23 protein-coding genes and 2 tRNA genes are annotated in these 25,346 nt (G+C 60.5%); 19 read left to right on the top strand and 6 right to left on the bottom strand.

The genetic code is table 11. The features are described 5' to 3' along the window. Window positions 1-14 precede the first annotated feature (14 nt). The 11 genes from ACINK1_RS09110 (at window position 15) to serA (ending at window position 13,285) form a co-directional block, all read left to right on the top strand. Window positions 15-530, top strand: coding sequence for an ExbD/TolR family protein (locus ACINK1_RS09110; RefSeq protein WP_376802708.1), 516 nt, complete (start codon window positions 15-17; stop codon window positions 528-530). 12 nt (window positions 531-542) lie between these two features. Further along, entirely contained in the window at window positions 543-1,472 is a 930-nt protein-coding gene (locus ACINK1_RS09105; protein WP_376802709.1) for a TonB C-terminal domain-containing protein, read from the top strand. Between the two features lie 56 nt (window positions 1,473-1,528). After that, complete coding sequence (tolB, locus tag ACINK1_RS09100) at window positions 1,529-2,854, top strand: Tol-Pal system beta propeller repeat protein TolB (RefSeq protein ID WP_376802711.1); 1,326 nt, start codon at window positions 1,529-1,531, stop codon at window positions 2,852-2,854. A gap of 186 nt (window positions 2,855-3,040) precedes the next feature. Beyond that, entirely contained in the window at window positions 3,041-3,529 is a 489-nt protein-coding gene (gene pal / locus ACINK1_RS09095; protein ID WP_376802712.1) for a peptidoglycan-associated lipoprotein Pal, read from the top strand. 123 nt (window positions 3,530-3,652) lie between these two features. Then, entirely contained in the window at window positions 3,653-4,711 is a 1,059-nt protein-coding gene (gene ybgF, locus ACINK1_RS09090) for a tol-pal system protein YbgF (RefSeq protein ID WP_376802713.1), read from the top strand. Beyond that, window positions 4,698-5,693 (top strand): tRNA lysidine(34) synthetase TilS, encoded by a 996-nt coding sequence (gene tilS, locus ACINK1_RS09085; protein WP_376802715.1) that lies wholly within the window; start codon window positions 4,698-4,700, stop codon window positions 5,691-5,693. Before ybgF ends, tilS begins: the two co-directional genes overlap by 14 nt. Window positions 5,694-5,813: 120 nt before the next feature. Further along, the gene (ftsH, locus tag ACINK1_RS09080; RefSeq protein WP_376802717.1) at window positions 5,814-7,733 is read left to right on the top strand and encodes an ATP-dependent zinc metalloprotease FtsH; all 1,920 of its coding nucleotides are present in this window, start codon (window positions 5,814-5,816) and stop codon (window positions 7,731-7,733) included. Between the two features lie 138 nt (window positions 7,734-7,871). Beyond that, complete coding sequence (gene glmM, locus ACINK1_RS09075; RefSeq protein ID WP_376802718.1) at window positions 7,872-9,221, top strand: phosphoglucosamine mutase; 1,350 nt, start codon at window positions 7,872-7,874, stop codon at window positions 9,219-9,221. Window positions 9,222-9,402: 181 nt separating this feature from the next. Beyond that, window positions 9,403-10,227 (top strand): outer membrane protein, encoded by an 825-nt coding sequence (locus ACINK1_RS09070; protein ID WP_376802719.1) that lies wholly within the window; start codon window positions 9,403-9,405, stop codon window positions 10,225-10,227. A gap of 208 nt (window positions 10,228-10,435) precedes the next feature. Next, a complete protein-coding gene (locus ACINK1_RS09065) occupies window positions 10,436-11,614 on the top strand; it encodes a phosphoserine transaminase (protein ID WP_376802720.1) in 1,179 nt (392 codons plus the stop codon). An 84-nt stretch (window positions 11,615-11,698) separates the two neighbouring features. After that, window positions 11,699-13,285 (top strand): phosphoglycerate dehydrogenase, encoded by a 1,587-nt coding sequence (gene serA, locus ACINK1_RS09060; RefSeq protein ID WP_376802721.1) that lies wholly within the window; start codon window positions 11,699-11,701, stop codon window positions 13,283-13,285. Between the two features lie 17 nt (window positions 13,286-13,302). Here serA and ACINK1_RS09055 read toward each other — a convergent pair whose 3' ends face one another. Both ACINK1_RS09055 and ACINK1_RS09050 read right to left on the bottom strand, forming a co-directional pair. Beyond that, a complete protein-coding gene (locus ACINK1_RS09055) occupies window positions 13,303-14,223 on the bottom strand; it encodes a DMT family transporter (RefSeq protein ID WP_376802723.1) in 921 nt (306 codons plus the stop codon). Window positions 14,224-14,269: 46 nt separating this feature from the next. Continuing rightward, window positions 14,270-15,190: a DMT family transporter gene (locus ACINK1_RS09050; RefSeq protein ID WP_376802725.1), complete on the bottom strand. Its 921-nt coding sequence runs from the start codon at window positions 15,188-15,190 to the stop codon at window positions 14,270-14,272. A gap of 236 nt (window positions 15,191-15,426) precedes the next feature. Here ACINK1_RS09050 and ACINK1_RS09045 point away from each other — a divergent pair, with 236 nt between their 5' ends. Both ACINK1_RS09045 and ACINK1_RS09040 read left to right on the top strand, forming a co-directional pair. Then, the gene (locus tag ACINK1_RS09045) at window positions 15,427-16,722 is read left to right on the top strand and encodes an adenylosuccinate synthase (RefSeq protein ID WP_376802727.1); all 1,296 of its coding nucleotides are present in this window, start codon (window positions 15,427-15,429) and stop codon (window positions 16,720-16,722) included. 160 nt (window positions 16,723-16,882) lie between these two features. Next, window positions 16,883-18,328: a hypothetical protein gene (locus ACINK1_RS09040; protein ID WP_376802728.1), complete on the top strand. Its 1,446-nt coding sequence runs from the start codon at window positions 16,883-16,885 to the stop codon at window positions 18,326-18,328. A 1-nt stretch (window position 18,329) separates the two neighbouring features. On the opposite strand, the gene rpoH is transcribed toward ACINK1_RS09040, so the two are convergent. Next, window positions 18,330-19,235 (bottom strand): RNA polymerase sigma factor RpoH, encoded by a 906-nt coding sequence (gene rpoH / locus ACINK1_RS09035; protein WP_376802729.1) that lies wholly within the window; start codon window positions 19,233-19,235, stop codon window positions 18,330-18,332. Window positions 19,236-19,340: 105 nt separating this feature from the next. Further along, window positions 19,341-20,336: an RluA family pseudouridine synthase gene (locus ACINK1_RS09030; RefSeq protein ID WP_376802730.1), complete on the bottom strand. Its 996-nt coding sequence runs from the start codon at window positions 20,334-20,336 to the stop codon at window positions 19,341-19,343. Between the two features lie 290 nt (window positions 20,337-20,626). On the opposite strand from ACINK1_RS09030, the gene ACINK1_RS09025 reads away from it, so the two are divergent. The 4 genes from ACINK1_RS09025 to ACINK1_RS09010 all read left to right on the top strand — a co-directional run bounded on the left by ACINK1_RS09025 (window position 20,627) and on the right by ACINK1_RS09010 (window position 22,546). Beyond that, entirely contained in the window at window positions 20,627-21,010 is a 384-nt protein-coding gene (locus tag ACINK1_RS09025) for an HU family DNA-binding protein (protein ID WP_376802731.1), read from the top strand. A gap of 142 nt (window positions 21,011-21,152) precedes the next feature. Then, window positions 21,153-21,228: transfer RNA gene (locus ACINK1_RS09020), tRNA-Glu, on the top strand. A 422-nt stretch (window positions 21,229-21,650) separates the two neighbouring features. Next, window positions 21,651-22,175 (top strand): DUF4142 domain-containing protein, encoded by a 525-nt coding sequence (locus ACINK1_RS09015; protein ID WP_376802732.1) that lies wholly within the window; start codon window positions 21,651-21,653, stop codon window positions 22,173-22,175. 2 nt (window positions 22,176-22,177) lie between these two features. Next, entirely contained in the window at window positions 22,178-22,546 is a 369-nt protein-coding gene (locus tag ACINK1_RS09010; RefSeq protein WP_376802733.1) for a cupredoxin family copper-binding protein, read from the top strand. Window positions 22,547-22,592: 46 nt separating this feature from the next. Here the strand turns inward: ACINK1_RS09010 and ACINK1_RS09005 are convergent, their stop codons facing one another. After that, on the bottom strand, window positions 22,593-23,060 hold the full coding sequence (locus ACINK1_RS09005; RefSeq protein WP_376802735.1) for a MaoC family dehydratase: 468 nt from the start codon (window positions 23,058-23,060) through the stop codon (window positions 22,593-22,595). A 62-nt stretch (window positions 23,061-23,122) separates the two neighbouring features. Next, window positions 23,123-23,374 (bottom strand): hypothetical protein, encoded by a 252-nt coding sequence (locus ACINK1_RS09000; RefSeq protein WP_376803003.1) that lies wholly within the window; start codon window positions 23,372-23,374, stop codon window positions 23,123-23,125. On the opposite strand from ACINK1_RS09000, the gene ACINK1_RS08995 reads away from it, so the two are divergent. Further along, window positions 23,267-24,967 carry an ABC transporter ATP-binding protein/permease gene (locus ACINK1_RS08995; protein WP_376804039.1) on the top strand — a complete coding sequence of 567 codons (1,701 nt, stop codon included), beginning with the start codon at window positions 23,267-23,269 and terminating at the stop codon, window positions 24,965-24,967. The genes ACINK1_RS09000 and ACINK1_RS08995 overlap by 108 nt on opposite strands. Window positions 24,968-25,137: 170 nt before the next feature. Next, window positions 25,138-25,227, top strand: a tRNA-Ser gene (locus ACINK1_RS08990). Window positions 25,228-25,346: the final 119 nt, after the last annotated feature.

Below are 25,346 nucleotides of genomic sequence, written 5' to 3'. Positions count from 1 at the left end.
CGGAGGATAAGGCCATGGCGGGAGCGCTTCAAGGCGGCAAAGGCGGCGGGCGATCACGACGAAATTCGCGGCGCCGGTCATCGCCGATCACCGAACTCAACATGACGCCGTTTATCGACGTGGTGCTGGTGCTCCTCATCATCTTCATGGTGGCAGCGCCGCTGCTGACTGTCGGTGTTCCCATCGAATTGCCCAAATCCTCAGCCAAGCCGCTGCAGGAGGAAACGCAGCCGATCACCGTGTCGGTCAACGTCAATGGCGAAATCTTTATTCAGGAACAGGCCGTCTCGCTTGATGATCTGGTCACCAAACTATCGGCGATCGCCAAGGGCGGGACGGATGAGAGGGTGTTCATTCGCGGCGACAAGACGACCAATTACGGGCTGATGATGCGCGTCATGGGTCGCATTTCGAGTGCGGGTTACAAGAAGATCGGCCTGGTGACCGAACAGGACGAGGCGGGCGGCGGGACATCCACCCCTGCTGGTCCGGCAGGTGCGATCCCGGGAACTCCGCAGCGCCGGGGGTGAGGCTTGTTCAAGGTGCAACGCCCAGTATGGATTTCCGCCATCCTCCATTTCGGAGTGATCGCGCTTGCCATGGTGACGTTGCCCGCACCGCGCCCCAATCTTGAGGCGCCAAGCATCGAATCGATCCCGCTTGATCTGGTCGATATTTCCGAAGAGCCGCAGGCAATCGGTGAGAAGGATGCCAAGAAGGCGCCCGTCCAGCAACGCCGCGCGGTTGCCAAGCCCTCGCCGGCGCCTGATCCCACGCCCACGCCGGAAGAGCGCAAGCCGGTCGAGGCCTCAAGCGCGCCCACCCCGCCCCCGCCAGCTCCTCCTGAGCGCAAGGCGGAAGTTAAACCGGAGCCGAAACCGGTGACCGAGCCGCTCGATCCGGATGCGCTTTTAAGAAAACTCGAGGAAGTGCGCAAAAAAGAAGAAGACAAGAAAAAAGAAGAGGCGCGCAAGAAGGAAGAGCAAAAAAAGATCGAGGAAGCCAAGCGCAAGGAAGAGCAGCGCAAGGCCCAGGTCAAGCGCGACATCATCAACAACCAGCAAGGCACGGTGCGCCAGGCGGGCGTTCAGGACAATGCTCAGCGCGAGGCCTCGCTTGGCAATCCGCAAGGGACGGGCCGCAAGCTCAACCAGAGCCAGTATGCCCAGCTTGTCGGCATGATCCGTGATCAGATTCAGCCCTGCTGGTCGCCGCCACCCAGTGCTGGCGAGCGTCCGCTCGTCGTCAAGATCGAACTCAAGATGAACCGCGATGGCTCGCTCAATGGCCGCCCGGCGATCCTCAACACGTCAGGCGATCCGAGCTTCCGTCTGATTTCCGATTCGGCAGTACGCGCAATTTTGCGCTGCGCTGCACAGAATGGCGGCCTCAAACTGCCCGCTGACATGTATGACGCGCCCAATGGCTGGCGCGAAATTGAATTTGCGTTCGACCCGTCGCAACTGCTGTGACATCCACATGGTACATCCGACTTGCACGAGACAATTTACTATCGAGGTTTGAGACGATGAATTTTCTGAACGGACTGACACGCCGCGAGGCATTGATGCGCGCCGGCGTCGCGGTGGCGTCGTTGCCGGTGCTGATGACTCTGCCGGCACGCGCGCAGGTGAAGGTCGATATCAACAAGCCGGGCGATTTCCAGCCGATCACGATCGCCATCCCCGACCTGCTCGGCGACGCGCAGCTGGGCAAGCAGATCGTCGGGGTGATCAGCGCCAATTTGCAGCGCTGCGGTTATTTCAACGTCCTGCCGCAACAGGCCTATCTTGACAAGATTACGTCGATTGATACGGCGCCCAATTTCGCCAACTGGCGGACAATCAATGCACAGATGCTGGCGGTTGGTACCATCGCCCGTGGCGGCCAGGGGCTGATTGCCCAATATCGCCTGTTTGATGTGCTCACCGGTGAGCAGCGCGACGGCAAGCAATTCACCACGACGGCGGAAAACTGGCGCCGGCTTGCCCATATCCTGGCCGACGCGATCTATAGCGCAACCACCGGGCTTGGCGGCTATTTTGACAGCCGTATCGCCTTCGTCGACGAAGCGGGCTCGAAGCAGAAACGATCGAAGCGCATTGCCGTCATGGATCAGGATGGTGCCAATCTGCGCTATCTGACAGCCGATGGGTCGCTGGTGCTCACGCCGCGGTTTTCGCCACAGAACAACCAGTTGGCCTATATGCAATTTGGCGGCGATGAGCCGCGTGTCTTCCTCCTTGATATGCAATCAGGTGCGCGGCAAAATCTCGGCTCGTTTCCCGGCATCTCGTTTGCGCCGCGCTTTTCACCCGATGGCGCGCGCGTCGTCATGAGCATCATCAACCAGGACGGCAATTCCTCCATCGCAACGATGGATCTTGGCAGCCGCAACCTGTCGCGGTTGACCTCAGGGCCGCAAATCGACACCGGCGCCTCCTTTGCCCCTGACGGGTCGCGTATCGTTTTCGAGAGTGATCGGGGCGGCGGGCAGCAACTCTATGTCATGGGGGCTGGCGGTGGAACGCCGCAGCGTATTTCCTTTGGCCAGGGTCGATATTCAACCCCGGTATGGAGCCCGCGCGGCGATCTCATTGCCTTCACCAAGCAGGCGGCCGGCCAGTTTGCGCTGGGCGTCATGCGCCCGGACGGGCAGGGGGAGCGTATCCTCACCACCGACTACCACGCCGAGGGTCCGACATTTGCCCCCAATGGTCAGGTCATTCTCTTTTTCAAGGAGAAGGGGCCGGGCCCGCGCCTCTATTCCATTGACGTCACCGGTCGCTTCGAGCAGATGGTGCCGTCGCCGAATTTTGCGTCCGATCCAGCCTGGGGGCCGCTTCTGGCCTGATTTGTGGCCAGAGAGGCCGGTCAGTGGGTAGGGGAATTGTGGCAAGGCTACCAAATGTTGCAAAAACGCAACAGTCTTGCCACCGAAAAGTCACGGTTGGTTAAGCATTGTTGATGACCAGCGATTAACCGCGAGCGTTTAGGTAAACAGATATTCTCCGGCCACGGAGACTGAGGAGTTTTTGCAATGAGCCTTTCCACCACCCTGAACCGCGGTTTCCGCATTGCTCTGGCTTTGGCCGGTGCGCTGACGCTCGCGGCTTGCGCCAACACCAATCAGGATCAGGCGGCCGCTGGCCGTGCGACCCCGGGATCGTCGCAGGATTTCGTCGTGAACGTCGGAGACCGCGTCTTCTTCACCGTCGATGCGACGGACGTCACGCCGGAAGGACGCACCACGCTTGATCGTCAGGCGACCTGGCTGCGTCAGTATCCGCGCTACACCTTCACGATTGAGGGCCATGCCGATGAACGCGGCACGCGCGAGTACAATATTGCCCTCGGGGCGCGCCGTGCCGCCTCGGTCCGCGATTATCTGATCTCGCGCGGTATCGAGGCAAGCCGCATGCGCACCATTTCCTACGGCAAGGAACGGCCTGTGGCGGTGTGCAATGACGACAGCTGCTGGAATCAGAACCGTCGGGCGGTCACCGCGCTCAACAATGCGGGTTCCTGATCCAACTTGCTGGTCGCGCCTGTTGCCGGATGATGGTTTCCGGCAGTGGCGACCAGTGCAACGGGTATGATCGACACTGGTTGACCCTTGGGGCCAGCCCATTGATCAGCGAGGAATGTAGGCATGGCGATGGCGCTCAGGCGTTTCACATCTGTTGCCCTGGTCCTGCTGGTATCAGCAGGCACCGGCAGCGCTTGGGCTGGTCGCCTGCCAGCCCCGGCGCCGGGTAGCGCTTTATTGCCACCACTCGTCAAGGTGCAATGGGGCGGAACCGGCTGGGGAACGCAACCACAGCAGGAAGACCCCAATGTGCGGATCAACGCACTCGAAGGGCGGGTACGTCAACTCACCGGCCAGATCGAACAGTTCCAGTTCCAGATCAGACGGCTGGAAGAACAGCTGAAGCGCTTTCAGGAAGACACGGAATACCGTTTCCAGGAATCGCAGAACGCAGGCGGGCAGCCACCGGCGGGAGGCCCGCGCAAGCCGGCGCCACCGCAACGCGGCGGCACGCAGCAGCGTGGTGATGCGGCACCTGTAGAGCCCGCCGCTCCACTCGCCTTGACCCCGCAACTGGGCGGACCGAGACCGGCTGGTGTTCCGGCTTATCCTGCGCAGGGAAATGCGGGGGCAGCCCCGCAACTCGGTGCTCCGCCTCAGGTCCTTGGCCAGTTGCCGGCGGACCCGCGCACAGGCCAACCGGTTGATCTGGCAGGGGCCGGGCGCAACGGCGTGTCGACCGCAGCGCTCGGCGCTCCGGCGCAGGCTGCAGGTGCGCAACCCCTGCCGCCCTTGGCCGGCAACCCCCGCGATGCCTATGATCAGGCCTATGGTTTCGTGTTGCGCGGTGAATATGATCGCGCCGAGACGGCGTTCCAGGCTTATCTCACCACCTATCCCGGCGATCGCCAGCATGGCGATGCCCTGTACTGGCTGGGCGAAGCCCAGTTTCAGCGGCAACAATGGAAGGCCTCGGCTGAGTCCTTCCTGAAGAGCTATAATGATTATCCGAGCGGAGCGAAGGCGCCAGAAAGCCTGTTGCGGCTTGGCATGTCGCTGAAACAGCTTGGCCAGAAAGAACCGGCCTGTGCCTCATTCAACGAGGTTCTGCGCAAATATCCACGAGCCTCGCCAGCAGTCAAACAGCGGGTGCAGAGCGAACAGCGCAGTGCAGGCTGCTGATTACCCGCCGTTTGCGGCGGACGAGCTTGATCGTCTTTTCGCTTCTTTCAGTGATCTTGAACGTATTCTGATCGCCGTATCGGGGGGCAGCGACAGCATGGCGCTGCTCGATCTGCTGGTGCGCTGGCGAGCGGCGTTGACAGCCGGCCCGGCATTGGTGGCGGCAACGGTCGATCACCGGTTACGCGCCGCCTCGCGTCAGGAATCACTGGCTGTCGCCCGCTTCTGCACCACACTTGGCGTCCCTCATCGTATCCTGGCATGGCAGGGCGACAAGCCGGACCACGGTTTGCCGGCGGCGGCCCGTGAGGCGCGCTATGATCTGCTGCAGCGCGAGGGTACACGGATCGGCGCTGCGCGGGTGGTGACGGCACACACGCTCGATGATCAGGCCGAAACGGTGCTCATGCGTCTGGCGCGAGGCTCAGGCTTGCGTGGTCTGGCGGCGATGCGCGCCTGCGTTGAAATCCAGGGGCTCAGGATTGCGCGCCCGCTGCTTGCAGTGCGGCGCGAGCGCCTGCGTGCCCATCTCTCCCGGCACGGCATTGCCTGGCAGGATGATCCAACGAATAAAGATGAAAACTATCTGCGCCCGCGCCTGCGCCGCCTCATGCCGCTGCTGGCGGCCGAAGGCTTGACCGCTGAACGACTGGCGGAGATTGCGCGCAAGCTGGGGCGGGCCGATGAGGCAATCAAACATTACGCAGGGGCGCTTGAGCGTCTGCATGACAGCGCGGGACGGCTGGAGCGCATTGCCTACCGCGCCGCGCCGCAAGAGGTGCGGCTGCGCTATCTTGCCGCCCGCATCAGCCTGACAGGAGGAGAGCCTTTACCGCCGCCTGAGCGACAGTTGACGGCGCTTGACGAACAGCTCTGCGACGAGATGGCTGTCAAAGTGCGCAGAACGCTCGGCTTTTCAATTATTAGTGCCGGTCGGCGCTATCTGCGGATCACGGTGGAAAAAAAATCGGAACGCCGTTAGGCAAGTTGTGATGTCGCCATTGGAAAATGCGGCAAGGCATCCTATGTTAAGACCAATGTATGAGAAGAGGACATGCGCCGCGCCTGCGAGACATGATCGCTGGAGGCGCCAGGAGGCTCGATGAACCAGAATTTTCGCAACCTTGCCATGTGGGTCATCATCGGGCTGTTGCTCGTTGTCTTGTTCTCATTGTTCCAGAACCCCGGTCAGCGCGGGGGAAGCAGCGAAATTCCCTATTCGCAATTCCTTGCGGATGCCGAACAGGGACGTATCCGCGACGTCACAATCGTTGGAACCCAGGAAGTACAGGGCCATTTCAGCGATGGGCGCGGGTTCTCCGTCTTCACACCACCTGATCCGACGCTTGGCAAAAGGCTGTCTGATAAGGGTGTAAGCGTTTCAGCCCGTCCGCCGTCCGACAACATCTTCGGCTCACTCCTCGTTTCGTCGTTGCCGATGCTGCTTCTCGTCGGGGTGTGGATCTATCTGATGCGCCAGATGCAGGGCACCGGTGGCAAGGCCATGGGTTTTGGCAAGTCGCGTGCCAAGCTTCTGACCGAGGCACATGGGCGGATCACATTCGAGGACGTTGCCGGCATCGATGAGGCGAAGGAAGATTTGCAGGAGATCGTCGAATTCCTTCGCGATCCGCAGAAATTCCAGCGTCTGGGCGGTCGCATTCCTCGCGGCGTGCTGCTGGTAGGCCCTCCGGGCACCGGCAAGACGCTGACGGCGCGAGCGGTGGCCGGCGAAGCCAATGTTCCGTTCTTCACCATTTCAGGCTCGGATTTCGTCGAGATGTTTGTCGGCGTTGGCGCCAGCCGCGTCCGGGACATGTTCGAGCAGGCGAAAAAGAATGCGCCCTGCATCATCTTCATCGACGAGATCGATGCAGTGGGGCGTCATCGTGGCGCCGGTCTTGGTGGGGGTAATGATGAGCGCGAGCAGACGCTGAACCAGTTGCTGGTCGAAATGGATGGGTTTGAACCCAATGAGGGTATCATCATCATCGCCGCCACCAACCGTCCGGATGTGCTGGATCCCGCTCTGCTGCGGCCCGGGCGCTTTGACCGGCAGATCGTGGTCCCCAATCCCGATGTGATCGGGCGCGAGAAGATTCTCAAAGTCCATGTGCGCAAGGTGCCGCTGGCGCCCGACGTCAATCTGAAGACTTTGGCGCGCGGTACGCCGGGATTTTCCGGTGCTGACCTCATGAACCTGGTCAATGAAGGTGCGTTGCTGGCGGCGCGTCGCAACAAGCGCCTTGTCACCATGGACGAGTTCGAGGATGCCAAGGACAAGATCATGATGGGGGCGGAGCGCCGTTCGCTCGTCATGACGGAAGAAGAGAAGAAACTGACCGCCTATCACGAAGGCGGGCACGCCATCGTTGCGCTGTCAGTCCCGGCAACTGACCCCGTGCACAAGGCAACCATCATCCCGCGTGGTCGGGCCCTTGGCATGGTGATGCAGCTGCCGGAGCGCGACAAGCTGTCGATGAGCTACATCCAGATGACCTCGCGTCTTGCCATCATGATGGGCGGTCGGGTGGCGGAAGAGATGATCTTCGGCAAGGAACGTGTGACCTCCGGCGCCCAGTCCGATATCGAGCAGGCGACGCGGCTTGCCCGCATGATGGTGACGCGCTGGGGTTTCTCCGACAAGCTTGGCACGGTGGCCTATGGAGAAAACCAGGAGGAAGTGTTCCTGGGCATGTCGGTTGGCCGTCAACAGAATATTTCCGAGGATACGGCCGAGACGATCGATGCCGAGGTGCGCCGCCTGGTTGATGAAGGACTGGTGGAAGCCCGGCGTATCCTCACCGAGCGCCGGGGCGATCTTGAAACGCTTGCCAGCGGACTGCTCGAATACGAGACACTGACGGGCGATGAGATCATCGAGCTCATCAAGGGCAAGCCGCCGGTGCGCGATACGGGCGACGAGCCGCCGGTGCGTGGATCAGCGGTGCCTTCCGCCGGTCGGCCCACGCGCCCGCGCGACGAGCCGGATACCGACATGAAGCCGCAGCCGCAAGCCTAGTCGTGGCGGCAGGCGTTAACGTACCTGACAAATTTCGGCTTACCCGAGCGCTGGCATCTGGTAGAGGCTCGTGGCACGTCTGCCCGCGCTAGTCGTTTGGCGCGGCAGCCAATTCAATGGGAACGTGGGCTTTCTCACATGGCGCGGAAATATTTTGGTACCGATGGCATTCGTGGCAAGGCGAATAAGGGCAAGCTGTCAGCCGAGCTGGCGATGCGGGTTGGCATGGCGGCCGGGCTGCAATTCCAGAAGGCCGGCGAGCGCTCGCGTGTTCTGATCGGCAAGGATACGCGGCTTTCGGGCTATCTCATCGAAAGCGCGCTGACATCGGGTTTCCTTTCGGTTGGCATGGACGTTTTGCTGGTCGGGCCGATGCCAACACCGGCTGTCGCCATGTTGACCCGCTCCATGCGCGCTGATGTCGGGGTGATGATTTCTGCCTCCCATAACCCTTATGAAGATAATGGTATCAAGCTTTTCGGGCCGGATGGCTTCAAGCTGTCGGACGACAACGAACGGCAGATCGAAGCCTATATCGACGCCGATCTGGGCATGCATCTAGCTGATTCCGAACGGCTGGGTCGCGCCAAGCGTGTCGAGGGCGTGCAGGCGCGCTATGTCGAGTTTGCCAAGCGCACGCTGCTGCGGCCGCTTGATCTCGGTGGGCTGAGGGTGGTCATTGATTGCGCCAATGGCGCGGGGTACCGGGTGGCGCCGGAAGCCTTGTGGGAGCTGGGTGCCGAGGTCATCGCCATCGGCGATGAACCCGATGGCTTCAACATCAATCGCGAGTGCGGCTCAACCGCGCCGGACCTGCTGTGCCGCAAGGTGCGGGAAGTGCGCGCGGATATCGGCATTGCTCTTGATGGCGATGCCGACCGTGTCTTGATTGTCGATGAAAAAGGGCAGATCGTCGATGGCGACCAGCTGATGGCGGTGATTGCCCAGTCGTGGAACGACGACGGCAGGCTGGCGCGCCCCGGTATCGTTGCGACAGTGATGTCCAATCTCGGGCTGGAGCGTTTCCTGGATGGGATCGGCCTGCATATGGCCCGCACGCCGGTCGGTGATCGCTATGTGCTCGAGCATATGCGCGAGCACGGCTATAATCTTGGCGGCGAACAGTCCGGTCACATTATCCTTTCCGATTTCGTGACGACAGGTGACGGGCTCGTCTCGGCGCTGCAGCTTCTCGATGTGGTGATCCGCCGCCAGAAGCCGGTGTCGGAACTCGCTCATTGCTTCGAGAAAGTTCCCCAGCTTTTACGTAACGTCAAAGTGAGCGATGCCGCTCCCCTTGAGCGCAGCAAGGTCAAGGCGATCATCAGCAAGGGAACGGCGCTGCTTGGCAAGAATGGTCGCCTGATCATCCGTCCTTCCGGCACCGAACCGGTTATTCGCGTCATGGCGGAAGGCGATGATCCGGTGCTGGTTGAGCAGGTAGTCGGTGACATCTGCTCGGCGCTTCAGGAAAGTGAAGCCGCCTGACCTCTGCCGTTTTTGAGCTGCAGCAAGACGCCGGCGCACGTCGTCCTGTGGCCGTTTCATCGATTATTGAGCTTAAGAATTAAGGTTAAGCGCTTTTTAAGCAATCTCCTCCACATTGGCGTCAAGCGGCACATCGCGCCGTTGTTCAAGCGGATTTAATCCGGCCAAGTGGAGACTTACCATGAATAAGCTTTCGATCGCCCTGGCGGTTGCAGCGAGTCTCGGCCTAGCAGCGTCGAGTGCGGGCGCGGCCGATCTCATTGATGCGCGGCCTGTGCCTCATGTCATTCCTGCTCCCATCGAAGTTGCCAGCGGCTGGTATATACGCGGCGATGTGGGAACCGGTGTCGCCGATTTCCGGGACTTCACCTTGAGCCCGGCTGATCCGGCCCTCAAACAGGTCCAGAAATCGATCGAAAGCCCGCCGATCATCGGTGTGGGCGTCGGTTATCAGTTCAATGATTTCCTGCGCGCCGATATCACCGGCGAATATCGCGGCAATCAGGGCTTCAGCTTCGTGCGCTCGGATAAAAACGACCCTTTCCAGTCGATCAGCTCCTACAAGGGTAATCTGAGCACAGTATTGGTGCTTGCCAATGGCTATCTTGATCTTGGCAATTTCTATGGCCTTACGCCCTTCGTCGGCGGCGGTGTCGGCTTTGCCCATCATCGCTTTTCGGGCTTCCAGGATGCCGGCTTCATCGTGTTTGGCGGCGGTTATGGCTACGCCGCGACGCGGGAATCGACCGAATTTGCCTGGGCGATCCATGCCGGTCTCGCCTACGACGTCAACGAGCATCTGAAACTCGAGGCAAGCTATCGCTACTCCAGTCTCGGCAGCCCGATAGCGGGCCAGATCATCTGTCAGGGCCCGGGCGATTGCTCACGCCCCACGCTGACGGCCCAGGATCTGACTTCGCATGATTTCCGCCTTGGTGCCCGGTGGCTCTTCAATCCGCCGCAGCAGGTGGTCCGCGTCGAGCGGCCGGTCATCGCCCGCAACTGAGCCCGCGCGTTCGCGATCTTCCTTCAACGGCCCCTTCGGGGGCCGTTTTCGTTTGGTGTCGATATGCACGCTTTGACGCCGTCATGATTCCCCGGCCATGACGGCCATCGGTCGTTGGCCGGATTGACGAAAGGCCTCAACTTCTTTAATCGCGGCGTTGGGACACCTCTCCCCAACGAGAGGCTGCGATCTGGAAGGACGCGTCAAGATGACAATAGCGATGCCCGTATTGCGGCCGAAATCGCCGCATTTCTCCTCCGGCCCTTGCGCCAAGCGCCCTGGCTGGTCTCCCAAAAAGCTCAACACCTCCGTTCTTGGTCGCAGCCACCGCTCGAAAGAGGGCAAGGCGCGGCTGAAGCTGGCAATTGATCTGACGCGCGAGGTGCTGCAGGTCCCCGCCGATTACCTGATCGGGATCGTGCCCGCCTCCGACACCGGGGCTGTCGAGATGGCGATGTGGTCGATGCTGGGCGAGCGCGGCGTGGATATTCTTGCCTGGGAAAGCTTCGGCGAAGGCTGGGCCAATGACGCGCTCAAACAGTTGAAGCTGGACGATGTCCGGGTGATCGATGCACCTTATGGTCGTCTGCCGAAGCTGAAGCAGGTCGACGGAGTGGCGCGCGACGTCATCTTCACCTGGAATGGGACGACGTCAGGCGTGCGGGTGCCGAACGCTGATTTTATTGCCGCTGATCGCCAAGGCGTTGTCATCTGTGATGCAACGTCGGCGGCGTTCGCACAGGCGCTCGATTGGCCGAAGCTCGATGTGGTCACCTATTCGTGGCAGAAAGTGCTGGGCGGCGAGGCGGCGCATGGCATGCTGATCCTCAGCCCGCGCGCGGTCAAACGCCTCGAAACCTACAAACCGTCCTGGCCGCTCCCCAAGATTTTTCGCCTCACATCAGGGGGCAAATTGATCGCCGGGATTTTTCAGGGCGAGACCATCAACACGCCCTCGATGCTGGCTGTCGAGGATTACATCGACGCGCTCGAATGGGCGAAAGGTATCGGTGGTCTGCCGGCGCTGATGAAGCGGGCTGACGGCAATCTGCGTGTCCTCAATCGCTGGGTGACGGCGACGCCATGGGTTGAATTTCTGGCAGTCGACAAGAAGACGCGCTCGAATACGTCCGTCTGCCTCACCATCAGCGATCAGGCGGTGGTGGCGCTGGGTGCGGAGGGACAGGCGGCGTTTGCCAAGGCAATGGTGGCGCGGCTTGAAAAAGAAGGCGTTGCGTTCGACATCGGCCATTACCGCGATGCGCCGCCGGGCTTGCGCATCTGGTGCGGCGCAACCGTACAATCGCGCGATCTCAAGGCGCTGACGCCCTGGCTCGACTGGGCGTTTGCGCTCACCAGGGCCGAGTTCTGCAAAGTGGCGGCGTAACGCTCCGCCGCCTGTCCACAGCCTTCCTCGTCATTCATCATCGCGACCGTTCGTCTTCGGCGCGACCTGCCATGGATTTATCTCATGACCGCCAAAGTCCTGATTTCCGACAAGCTTTCGCCTGCCGCCGTTGCCATCTTCAAGGAGCGCGGCCTTGACGTCGATTTCCGTCCGGGCATCGACAAGGAAGAACTTGCCGCCATCATCAGCAATTATGATGGGCTTGCCATCCGCTCGGCCACCAAGGTGACGGCGAAGCTGTTGCAGAATGCCAGAAACCTGAAGGTCATCGGTCGCGCCGGCATCGGCGTTGACAATGTCGATGTGCAGGCGGCAACCGCTCAGGGCATCATTGTGATGAATACGCCGTTTGGCAATTCGATCACCACGGCCGAGCACGCCATTGCCATGATGTTCGCGCTCGCCCGCCAATTGCCGCAGGCCGACATTTCGACCAAGGCCGGAAAATGGGAGAAGAACCGTTTTCTCGGTATCGAAATGTTCGCCAAGACGCTTGGCATCATCGGCTGCGGCAATATCGGCTCCATCGTCGCTGACCGGGCGATTGGCCTCAAGATGCGGGTGATCGCCTTCGATCCCTTCCTGACGCCGGAGCGCGCCGTCGAGATCGGCGTCGAGAAGGTCGAACTCGACGATCTGCTGAAGCGGGCGGACATCATCTCGCTGCACACGCCGATGACGGAGACAACGCGCAACATCCTGAGCGCGGAAGCGCTCGCCAAAACCAAGAAGGGCGTACGGATCGTCAACTGCGCGCGCGGCGGGTTGATTGACGAGAAAGCGCTGGCGGAGGCCTTGAAATCGGGTCATGTGGCGGGTGCCGCGCTCGACGTTTTCGAGGTCGAGCCGGCCGAAGCCAGCCCGCTCTTTGCGCTGGAAAATGTCGTGTGCACGCCGCATCTGGGGGCTGCCACGACGGAAGCGCAGGAGAATGTGGCGCTTCAGGTTGCCGAACAGATGGCGGATTATCTGCTGAAGGGCGCCATCACCAACGCCGTCAATTTCCCGTCAATCTCGGCGGAAGAGGCGCCGCGTCTGCGCCCCTTCATTGCGCTTGCCGAGAAGCTTGGATCGTTCCTCGGTCAGCTCACCGAAGCGCCGGTGCGCGCCATCCGCGTTGAATATGAGGGCGAGGTCGCCAAGCTCAATGTCAGGCCCTTGACGGCTGCCGCGATCACCGGCGTCATGCGCCCGTTCCTGCCGGATATCAACATGGTCAATGCCACGCTTGTCTCCAAAGACAAGGGCATCACGATCGAAGAAGTGAAGCGCGAGAGTTCCGAACACGGTAATTTCGACAGCGTGGTGCGTATCGTCGTTGATGCGCAGGACATGGCGCGTCACGCCGCCGGCACCGTGTTCAACGATGGCAAGCCGCGCATGGTCGATATCCGTTCAATCAACATGGATGCTGAGTTTGCGCCGCACATGGTGTTTGTTCGCAATGCCGACAAGGCGGGCTTCATCGGCAGTTTCGGCATGGTGCTTGGCAAGGCTGGCGTCAACGTTGCCACCTTCAATCTGGGTCGCGACAAGCCGGGCGGGGATGCCATCTGCCTGGTGGCGGTGGATGAGCCGGTGAGTGACAGCCTGCTGCGCGAGATCGAAACGATACCGCAGGTCAAGCGGGCAAGGCGTCTGAGCTTCTGACCAAGGCCAGGGTTGGCTCAGGCGTGACGCTTGCCGGCCTCGGCCAGCGCGATGCCGCCCAGCACCAGAACGAGCCCGGCCGCGTGGTACCAGCGGAAGGGTTCGGAGAGGATGATGACCGCCAGCAATGGTGCGAAAATCGGTACGAGGTTGACAAAGACGCCGGCACGCGCAGCCCCGATCAGCTCAACGCCGCGCATGAAGGACAATTGCGCCAGCAACGAAGGAAAGAACGCCACGAATCCGACAATAAGGAAACCCTTCCACGTTGGCATGGCAGCGGCGCCGGTGGCCACTTCCCAGGCAACAAACGGGAACGACATCAGGCAGGCGCAAAAGGCAACGGCGGTAAAGAACACCAGTGCCGGGACGCCGGTTGGGCGCTCGCGCAGCAACACTGTATAGCCTGAGTAGAAAATGCAGCCGATGACCATGAGGATATCGCCATTGTTGAACGACAGCGTGGCGAGCGCATTCACATCGCCGCGTGCGGCAACAAAGATGACGCCGGCAATCGTCACCGCAACGCCGACCCATTGAATGGCGCTGGCGCGGGTTCCGTAAATCAGCAGCGCACCGAGGATCACCATGATCGGGATCGACCCCTGGACGATGCCGATGTTGATGGCTGTCGTCTGGTGGGCTGCCACATACATCAGCGTGTTGAAGGCGGTGAAACCGATGCAGCCCATAAGTGCGATGAGTTTCCAGTGCTGCAACAGAACAGCACGATGGCGCACAAGGTCGCGGCCAACGAAGAGGGGCATCAGGCTGCACACCAGCACCCAGCGCAAGCTGGTCAGCATGAAGGGCGAAATCTCGCCAACCGCCAGCCGGCTCGACACGGCATTGCCGCCCCACATCAGGCAAGTGAGCGTCAACAACAGATAGGGGCGGGATGACATCCAGCCATTGGCACGTCGAGCAAGCGCGATCATCTCTCCGCTTTAGGCTCTCGCCAGTGCCTTGGCCACTGCTTTTCGCTCATGTCTGCCGCGAGGAGGCGGGTGCGATCCTGCGGATCAGCCGGCCGTCAATGGTTGCCAGACCGGCAAGAATGAGGCCAAGGCCTAGAATGTGAGCGGGCAACAGCGCTTCGCCCAACATGCTGGCGCCGAGGCCGATGGCTGATGCGGGTATGAGGAACGTCACGAGGGCGGCGTTGGTGGCGCCGGCCCGTGCCAGCACCCGGAAATAGAGAATATAGGCAAGCGCGGTCGAAAAAATTGCCATCGCCAGCGCTGAGGCAAGAGCCGGCAGCGAGGGCGCTGCGAGGGACCATGGCTGGTCGATGGCAAGTGCCGCCGGCAGCATGACAAGGCTTGAGGCTGCAAGCTGGCCGGTTGCGGTGACCAGCGGCGGTGTATCGCGAAAACGCCGGCCAACCAGCAGGGCGAAGGCATAGGACAGGGTGGCACCAAGGCAGAGGAGTTCGGCAACGAGGTGATGGCTGAGGCCGTCCAGCGCTTCCGGCCCGACAAGGACGACTACACCGGCAAAGCCCAGCGCGACGCCGACAATTTTCAACACGGTCAACCGCTCGTCGCGCGACAGAAGATGCAGCACAAGGACGGTGAAGATCGGGGTTGTGGCATTCAGGATTGCTGCCAGCCCGGCGGTCAAATGGCGTTGACCCAGAAAGAGCAAGGAAAACGGCACGACATTATTCAGAAGCCCGAGCAATAGAAAATCACGCCAGCGCGGCAGATGGGGTTTAAGGCTTTCTTTGCGGAGAGCCAGAACGCCAAGCAGGACAAGGGCCGCGATCACGACACGCTGGGCCACCAATGTCAGTGGCGGAATACCATCCAGGGCCAGTTTGGCGAAGAGGAAGGTGGCGCCCCATAAAAACGACAGGATAACGAGTGTCAGCCAGTCACCACCGGTCATGCGTTGCGTGGACATGAGGGTTCATCCCCGACTTCGATGCCATGTCAGCGGCTGATGGACGATTGTTGCGTCGTTCACTGCCCTAAGCGGGCTTGGGCTTTGCCGCCACCCGTTTCTTGCGTGGGAGGTGCTTGTGGGCAGGTGCCAGATGCTAAAGCCTTGACATATTCTCCTCGCTAGGCTCGATACGACGCCCTCCGGACACGCTGCCGGAAGGCGTCAAGAAGCTCACAAGGAGCGTTACAGATACCATGGGCAATGTGGTTGTTGTTGGCGCTCAATGGGGCGATGAAGGCAAGGGCAAGATCGTCGACTGGCTGTGCGAGCGCGCTGATATCGTGGTGCGCTTTCAGGGCGGGCATAATGCCGGCCATACGCTGGTCATCGATGGTCAGTCCTATAAATTATCGCTCCTGCCCTCTGGCGTCGTGCGGCCGGGCAAGCTTGCCATCATCGGCAATGGCGTGGTGCTTGACCCCTATGCGCTGATTGCCGAAATCAAGCGATTGCAGGCACAGGGCGTCAGCGTATCGGCGGAGCGCCTGCGGATCGCCGAAAACACGCCGCTCATTTTGTCGCTGCATCGCGATCTCGACAAGGCCCGTGAGGGGGCCAATGTCCGCCAGCGCATAGGCACAACCGGACGCGGTATCGGTCCTGCTTACGAAGACAAGATCGGCCGGCGCGCCATCAGACTGGCAGATCTCGCTGATCCGCAGCATCTTGATGACAAGATTGATCGTCTGCTTACCCATCATAACGCGTTGCGGCGCGGCCTTGGTGAGGCGCAGATCACTCGCGACAGCATCAAGAAGGAGCTGCTTGATATTGCGCCTGACGTGTTGCCGTTCATGGATGTGGTGTGGCGCCTGCTGGAGGAAGCGCGGCGGGCGGGAAAACGCATTCTGTTTGAAGGCGCGCAGGGGACGATGCTGGATATCGACCATGGCACCTACCCTTATGTGACATCATCGACGACGATGGCTGCCAATGCCGCGTCGGGCTCCGGCATGGGGCCGTCGGGTCTTGACTATGTGCTGGGTATTACCAAGGCCTATACGACGAGGGTCGGGGAAGGTCCGTTCCCCACCGAGCTCTTCGATCAGTTGGGCGAGGAGATGGGCCAGCGCGGGCGGGAATTTGGTACCGTGACAGGGCGCAAGCGCCGCTGCGGCTGGTTTGATGCGGTCATGGTCCGCCAGGCGGTGCGCACCGGCGGCATCACCGGGCTGGCGCTGACCAAGCTCGATATTCTCGACACGTTCGATGAGATCAAGCTTTGCATCGCCTATGATATCGACGGGAAGCGCTTTGACTATCTGCCCGCCTCGCAGAGTGCGCAGGCGCGTGCCAAACCGATTTACGAGACGATCGCGGGCTGGCGTGACAGAAGCGAAGGGGCGCGGTCATGGGCCAGACTGCCGGCTCAGGCCATCAAATACGTGAAGCGGATCGAGGAACTGGTTGACTGCCCGGTGGCTCTGTTGTCAACGAGCCCCGAGCGCGAGGATACGATCCTCGTCCAGGACCCCTTTCTTGGCCGGTGAATTGTCAGCAAGATCACAATAATGGCCTGAGTTTTGTCGACAAAGAACGATACTTGTCATTTTTTCGGCTTTTCGTCTGGTTGTTGTCATGATTTCGGGGTGCGGGTCGGGCTTGTCTACTTTGCATGGACGATGATGCGGGAATGTGGCTTAAAGGGTCATGGTTGATTTTACCGATGTGTTGAGCCGGGCTGTTGCCGGCAAGAAGACCTATGATGAGCGGCGCGCTGTCTATGAGCGGGCGCGGCAGGCTTTGCTTAATCAGCTGCGGGCGCTCGATCCGCCTTTGTCGGAAAGCGATGTGACGCGCCAGCGCCTGGCGCTTGAGGAATCGATTCGTAAAATCGAGTCGGAAGCCTCGACGCTGGCGGCGGCTTCCCGTGCAGCAGCGCTTCGTCGCCCCAGTCAGGGCGTTGGTGGCGCAGCCGCGCCGTCATCCGTGCCGCGCCCATCCGCAGCCGTTGCCGACAACGCGATGGCACCGCCCGAGATGGCCCCGCCGACGCCGATGCCTGAACCGATAGCCCCGGCACGCGCGCCGGTTCCGCCCTTTTCGCCCGAGCTTCGTGCCTCCCCAATGCCGCCGAAGGCTGGCGAGCCGGCGATGGAAAAATCCGCGACCGATGAGTTCGTCGCGGCGAGCCGTGCATTACCTGCCGATATCACGACCGCGCCGCGCCGCCCTGCGCCCTTGCCAGGCGCGAGCGATAAACCCCCAGCCGATCGCGATCAGCCTGGCGGTCGCACCGCCCCCGTCTTCGACAGCCGGATGGAGGCGGATGATGAGGGCGATCCGCTGATCCCGCGTCGTCCGCCGCATCTGCGCGGCGTATCATCTGGAACGCCCCTGTGGCGCCGGCTCATGATGCTGGGATTGATCGTGCTGGCGCTGGCTGTGGCGGGGGCCGGCGGTGTCATTCTGGCTTTGCGTACGCAAGGCAGTGGCGCTGGCAAGGTCGATGTGCCGCAGCCGGCCCCGAATGTCCCGGCCAAGAGCAATGACCGCATCGGTCAGCCAAATGGTTCGAGCACGCCGGCAACGCCTGATGCAGCGCCAAGCGGCCAGATCAGCATCCAGACCGCTGTGCTTTATGACGAGAATTCGCAGAGTACCGGCGGCGTTGATACATTCAAGGGAAGCGTTACCTGGCGCGTGGACAGCGACAATGGCGCGCAGGGGCCCGAGCGCGTTATTCGCGGCCTTGCCGAAATACCCGAGCGCGGTCTGAAACTGCTGCTGACGATCAGGCGCAATCTCGACCAGGCGCTGCCGGCAAGCCATACAGTCGAGCTGCTGTTTGATGTGCCGCCCAATTTCGCCTATGGCGGGGTTGAGAGCCTTGAGCAGGTCTTCATGAAAGCAGCCGAACAATCCAACGGATTGCCGCTTCGCGGCGCGCTGGCGCGTATCACGTCCGGTTATTTCCTCATCGGACTGTCAGCGCTTGGCCCCAATCGCGAGAACAACATCGCATTGTTGCGCGACCGCCCCTGGATTGACGTCACCTTCCTTTACCGCAACGGGCGGCGTGCCGTCCTGGCGGTGAGCAAGGGCGAGCAGGGCGACAAGATCTTCCAGGAGATCTTCACGCAATGGGGCGGCTAGGTCAGGCGGACGGGAGAGCCTGGCTCAGCTGGCGGGGCATCTCGATGGTGTGGATACCTTTGGTGACGAACGCCTGAACCTTCTCGAAAGCCCGTACCTCGATCTGGCGAACGCGCTCCCGCGAGACGCCAAATTCAGCGGCCAGATCCTCAAGGGTTACCGGCTCGTCGACCAGACGACGGCGCTCGAAAATGGTGCGCTCCCGCTCGTTAAGCACTGCCAATGCCTCGCGCAGGACTTTCTTGCGGTTGTCGAGTTCCTCGCCATCGGCAAGGCGGGCCTCGATGTCCTGGCCTTCGTCAACCAGCCAATCCTGCCATTGTGAATCGCCATCCTCGCGCATCGGCGTGTTGAGCGAGGCGTCGCCTGACAGACGCCGGTTCATGTCGACGACCTCGGATTCGTGCACGCCGAGTCGTTTGGCGATCAACGCCACCTGATCGGGGCGCAAATCACCATCATTGAGGGCGGAAATCTTGCTTTTGGCCTTGCGCAGGTTGAAAAAGAGCTTCTTCTGATTGGCTGTCGTGCCCATCTTCACCAGCGACCACGAGCGCAGAACATATTCCTGGATGGCGGCGCGGATCCACCACATGGCGTAGGTGGCGAGGCGAAAGCCCTTTTCCGGCTCAAATCGCTTCACAGCCTGCATCAGGCCGATATTACCTTCAGACACGACTTCGTTGATCGGCAGGCCGTAGCCGCGATAGCCCATGGCGATCTTGGCGACGAGGCGCAAATGCGAGGTGACGAGCTTGTGGGCCGCATCGCGGTCGCCATGCTCCTTCCAGCGCTTGGCGAGCATATATTCCTGCTGCGGCTCCAGCATGGGAAAGCGCTTGATCTCGTTGAGATAGCGCGCAAGTCCCCCGTCGGATGCCATGATAGGGAGAGCGGCGGACGCCATGGTCAGTTCCTTCCATCAGGCTCCCGGAATGGCGAGCCATGCGGCAGCCGAAGCCTGCCGTGCCCGTCATATAATGCCGAAGTCGGTGTCGAAAAAGAGGCAATGTCAACTTTCGTCGAGTGCATCCCTCAGCACTGCCAGATCGGCCGGAAACGGTGAGGAAAAGCGATGAATTTCGCCTGTCACCGGATGTTCGAACCCCAATTCTGCAGCGTGAAGGGCCTGACGGCCGAGTTTTTCCAGCGCCATGCGGGCCGATGGCGGGAGTTTGGCTGCCTTGGTGCGAAAGCCGGTTCCGTATACGTCATCGCCCAGGAGCGGCAATCCCGCATGCGTCAGATGGACGCGGATCTGGTGAGTGCGTCCGGTTTCAAGCCGGCAGGCGTTGAGGCTGGTGCCAGGCTTGCCGGCCATCATATAGACGGCGCGCCGCTCCACATGGGTGATCGCCTCGCGGCCGAGATGCTCAGGAACGATGGCCATCTTCAGACGGTTTCGGGGATCACGCCCGATGGCTCCCGCAACGGTGAAGCGCGGGCGCTCCGGCACGCCCCAGCACAGAGCAAGGTAAAGGCGATGCAGCGGGCCGCTGCGTCCATGGTCGGCAAACTGCGCGGCAAGCCCTTGATGGGCAGCGTTGCTTTTCGCCGCCACGATCAAGCCGGAGGTGTCTTTGTCGAGACGGTGAACGATCCCCGGGCGTTTGACCCCGCCAATGCCCGACAGGCTGTCAGCACAGTGATGGAGGAGGGCGTTGACCAGCGTTCCCTGCCAGTGGCCGGGCGCGGGGTGGACGACGAGGCCGGCCGGCTTGTCGATGACAATGAGATGCGCGTCCTCGAAGACGATATTGAGTGGAATGGCTTCGGCGCCTGGTATCGCCGCCTCAGGCGGTGGCAGGTCGAGCGTTACCACGTCGCCGGCGCTGACGCGGTGGTTGGGCTTGACGAGAACCGCATCGCCGTCTCGCACGGCGCCGGCGAGGATCAGATCCTTGAGCCGGGTGCGGCTTATCTGCGCCAGGCGGGATGCCAACAAGCGGTCCAGCCTTTGACCGTGCTCGTCATCAGAGACATCGATTTCCTTGAGATCGCTCGTCAATTTTCTGCCCAGACTCCAGCCTGCATGGGATGTGTCCCTATAGCGTTTTAGAAACGACGTCGCTGGTCAACGTCAGGACAAGGGGCGCTCACCATATATGTCTGCGCCCGGCAAAGACCTGTCATTATAGGCCCGCGAAGCATGTTTTATACAGAAACCTGACCCGTCTGCGGCAAAATGAGCAGATTGTCATTGCTGAATCCTACGAATCAGGCATGCCTTTTTTGGCGTTGAGAACTTTTGATGACGGTCAATCAATTTTGGCAATTTCTTGAGTGGCAGGGATTAAGATGGCAAAAGCAGTGAAACGTGCAGTCGCAAAAAAAGTAACAAAGCCGGAAGCGGCGCCCGTCAAGCCGATCAAAGAGGCGTTGACCAAGTCGGCACTGATCAATCTCATCGCGAGCGAGAACGAGCTTTCCCGCAAAGCAGCGAGCGGTGCCTACGCGACGTTGGAGAAAGCATTCCTTGGTTCGGTGCATCCTCGTGGGGTCGGGCAACTGGTCCTGCCGGGTCTGGTGAAAGTGACGCTGCGCAAGGTGCCCGCGCGCAAGGCCGGAACGCTCATCCGCAATCCCGCCACCGGCGAAATGATGAAAGCGGCAGCAAAGCCGGCCAGCATGCGTGTGGTGGTGCGCGCGCTCGCCAAGCTCAAGAAAGCAGCGACGCCCTGATATCGTCGATCAGTGGCAGGCCGGTCATCACCCGGATTGCCGCTCACTCCTCTCTTGCATCGTCATTCACCATTCGGTGCAGCCATGAGCTTTGCGCTTGTGGCTGGCCGTGTGGTTGGCTATGACAACCAACCTGCGCAGGGCTCCCATCGTCTAGTGGCCCAGGACGTCGCCCTCTCACGGCGAAAACAGGGGTTCGAACCCCCTTGGGAGCGCCATTTGCCTTTCAAGCCTGTCCCTGGCCGGGTGGCGTGCGCATCAAGATGTCATTCAGGAAATCAGGTTGCGGCTCAGCGACGCGACAGGACCATGCTGACGCTGCGGCAGGGCTGTCGTTGCTGTTTGGCGCGGGGTGCAGCGCCGTGACCGCCACAATCATGTCATGATATCGACAAATAGTTGCAGATCGTCCCAAATGGAATGCTAAGAAACTTATGTTTCTGGTATTATGTTGATCCAAACACTTGCTTGTCCTCATGCTGGACTGGAGGGCGGTTTTGCCCTTGGTGGCTTGCATCAGGAGGCTTGCGGTTCCCGTCGCACTCCATCCTGTGCCAGCTCATCGCACCCCCCGGGAGACAACGGCAGGTTTGGCGCGCTTGCATCGTTGCACAACAAAAGCCGCATGAAGGAATAATCGATGACCCCGATCAAAACGACGTTGTTAGCTGGATTTGCTGTGTTTGCCTTGACCCTCCCTGCCTTTGCCCAGGCCGGCCTTGATGATCTTGAAGTGGCGCATGCCGCCTATACGGCCGACGTGATTGATATCGAATATGCCAAGCTGGCCCTGTCGAAGACCAAAAATCCCGAGATCAAGAAGTTCGCCGAACTGATGATCCGTGACCACACGGCGGTCAATGAAGGGGCGGCAGCCCTGTTGAAAAAGCTTGGCGTGCAGGCGAAGGACAACGATTTCAGCAAGGCGTTGCTGAAGGGTTTTGAAGCCAAGAAAAAAGAGCTGAGCGCGCTCGATGGCGCAGCTTTTGACCGTGCCTATGCGGCCAATGAGCTTGCCTATCACCAGACGGTCAACAAGATCGTTGGCGAAACCTGGATCCCGACGGTGAAGAACGGCGAATTGAAAGCCTTCCTGTCGCAGGCGCTCGTCACCTTCAAGGCCCATGAAAACCATGCCGGCCATATGGTCACTGCGGCCAAATAATCATGCCGGCGCTCAGGAAAGGCCGCTGCCTCTCGCCGATCCTGCTAGCCCTCATGCTGGTGGCAGGGCTCATTGCCCTGCCACCAGGTGGGCGGTTGACAGCAAACGAGCCGCAAGCGCGTCTTCATAACGTTGATATTCGCGAATTTGCTTTCATGCCGGCGGAACTCACCATCCGCCTGGGTGATGCGATTGTCTGGACCAATCGTGATTTTGCCCCCCATACCGCGACGTCGGCCGAGGGAGATTGGGATACAAGCGAAATCGCTTACGGCCAATCCAGCCGTCAGACGCCAACGCAGCTTGGTGTTTTCGATTACATTTGCGTGTTTCATCCGACGATGAAGGCGCGGCTTATCGTTACCCGCTGATCGCTGACGGGCGAGCGAGGCCGGCGCCGGCGGCATTCGCGGGCCATCACCCCGTCCTTGTTTCGGTGCGGGCCGGCACCTTGACCAGCGCTTCACCCTCCAGCACAGGCGTGCCCTCAACGCTGCACACGCAATGCAAGCGGGCGCGGCGCCGCTCGGCCATCAGCTCGATGACCGATACGTCGACCTTGACCGTATCGCCGAGCCTGACGGGCGCCAGGAAATGCAGGCTCTGGCTGATATAGACCGCGCCCGGCCCTGGCAGCCGCGTTCCCAGCACCGCCGAGATGAGGCTTGCGGTATAAAGCCCATGGGCGACCCTTGTGCCGAAAGGCGTGCGTGCGGCAAAATGTTCCGACAGGTGGATGGGGTTGCGATCACCTGTGATTTCAGCAAAGCCGACAACGTCGGAGGACGACACGGTCTTTTCGAAGGATGCCGACATACCAAGCTCTAAATCCTCGAAATAGAGCACGCGCAATTCGAGAAAAGGCCGGTGATTGTCGCTGTGCATGACCATGTCGTGATCCGTTCTTCGTTGGCGCCTGATTTTGTGTCCCGGAACCACATGTTATGTCACGGGTTATGAAAAGGTTGACCAAATAACCTGGGTGACGAATGAATCATGTTGCTTCTCCCGCCGCCCCGCCGCAGCACAGCGAGCAGATCGCGATATTCCGAAAACTGGTTATCGGATTTTGGAGCAGCCCGGGAAGCAGGATCGCCTGGATAACGACAGCGGTTGTCCTTGCCTTCGTTGGCGCCCAGGTCGGCACGCAGGTCTTTTTCAATTACTGGTATCGCGCATTCTTCGATGGTCTTCAGCAAAAGGACATGTCTGTCCTTGTCGGTGCCCTGTTTCAGCTGCCGATGATTGTCGTTGCAACGGTCGTCGCCTCCGGCGGCCTGCTGGTATCGAAAATGATGTTTCACGTTTCCTGGCGGGCCTGGGTGACGCAACGTCTGGCGGGGTGGTGGATCGCCGACCAGCGTTATTATCGTCTGGGTCTCATTGCTCCCGAACATCAGGCGCCTGAATACCGGATTGCTGAAGACACAAAGCTCGCCATCGAGCCGTTGGCGGAGTTTGTCATCGGCCTGGTCTCGGCGACGGTCACCGCGATCACCTTTTCGACGATCCTGTGGAGTGTCGCCGGTTCATTCCGTCTCACGCTTGGTCAAGTGGTCATTGATATTCCTGCGTACATGGCGGTTGCTGCGGTCATCTACGCTGCCCTGACGTCGACGATCGCCTATCTCGCCGGCATGCCTCTGGTGCGCCACGTTGCCGATAAGAATGCAGCTGAATCCGAGTTCCGTGCCGAATTAACCCGGTTGCGGGAAAACGCCGAAAGCATCGCCCTGATCAAGGGTGACAAGGATGAGCTGAACTCGGTCCTGGCCAATTACGGGCGGGTTGTGAGGGCGTGGTACGGGGTTATCCGTCAGCAGGGTTTCATCTCCATTCTGCAAAACACCAATGCGGTGTTGTTTCCGGTCATTCCGCTGGTTCTGACGTTACCCAAATACGTTTCTGGCGAAATGACGCTGGGCGCTGTCATGCAGGTCGCCTCGGCGTTTGCCGCCGTGCAGGGATCGCTGATCTGGTTCGTCGACAACGTCGTCAAGCTTGCCGAATGGTACGCTTCCGTCAGACGGGTCAACGAGCTTGTCATCCTGCTCGACCAGCTTGACATCGGCACCATCATGGAAGGTGACGCCAATATCAGGCTCGGTATCAGTGAGGATGGCAGTATCCATATCGACAATCTGTCGATTGCCGAAAGTGCCGGTCGCGTCGTCATCAATGACGCCTCCGTCGTCATCAAACAGGGCGAGCGCGTGATGGTGATGGGCGAGAGCGGCGTTGGCAAAAGCACGCTCATCCGCGCCCTTGCCGGCCTGTGGCCATGGGGTTTGGGCGAAATACGCGTGCCGCGGGACGTCGAGATCGCCTTCGTGCCGCAACGTCCCTATATCCCGCTGGGTACCTTGCGCAATGCCCTTCTCTATCCCGATGCGGGCAGCAAGATCGCTCATGAGACCGTGGTGCGGACCATGGTGCGCTGCGGGTTAAGCTATCTTGCCAAGCGTCTTGATGATGAAGAGCGCTGGGACCATGTGCTGTCGGGCGGGGAGCGCCAACGCGTCGCCTTCTGCCGGCTGGTTCTGCGCCAGCCCGACATCATCATCATGGATGAGGCGACATCGGCGCTGGACGAGGATAGCCAGCAATCCATGCTCAACCTCCTGCATGAGGAATTGAAGAGCAGCACGGTGATCAGCGTCGGGCATCGCACCGGCATCGAAGAGCATCACGATCGCAAGATCATCCTTGAGCGCCGCCCTGCCGGCGCGCATATGACGTCACTGACGGTCTCCAAATCATTGTGGTCTTACTTCCGCCAGCAGCGCGCTTAAAATCCCTTCATGGACAGAGGACTGCATGATCCCGGATCATTCGACCGGCACAGGGGAACAGGGCAGGGGTCGTCATCAGAAGGTCTGGTCGGCGGGTTACACGACGCCACTCTTGTCACGCCATGGCGCCGATGCTATCGCCAGTCGCGCTCGCTCGCATCATATCTCCCGGAGAGGTGGCAGAGTGGTTGAACGCACCGCACTCGAAATGCGGCATACCTGCAAGGGTATCGGGGGTTCGAATCCCCCCCTCTCCGCCAATTTACAGCCAGTGAATTTCAAACTGGCGCAGTTCCTCACGTTTTTGAAGTTCGCAAACACACTTTATTTGCACCGCAATTTGGTATAATATTGATATGTAATTCATTTGTAGATTCGA

Origin of the sequence: Raskinella chloraquaticus (SeqCode) (assembly GCF_021731865.1) — a bacterium.
GTDB classification, from domain to species: Bacteria; Pseudomonadota; Alphaproteobacteria; order Rhizobiales; family UBA4765; genus Raskinella; species Raskinella chloraquaticus.
Note: the sequence above shows the minus strand (reverse complement) of the source record. Positions and strands in the feature narration are given on the sequence as shown.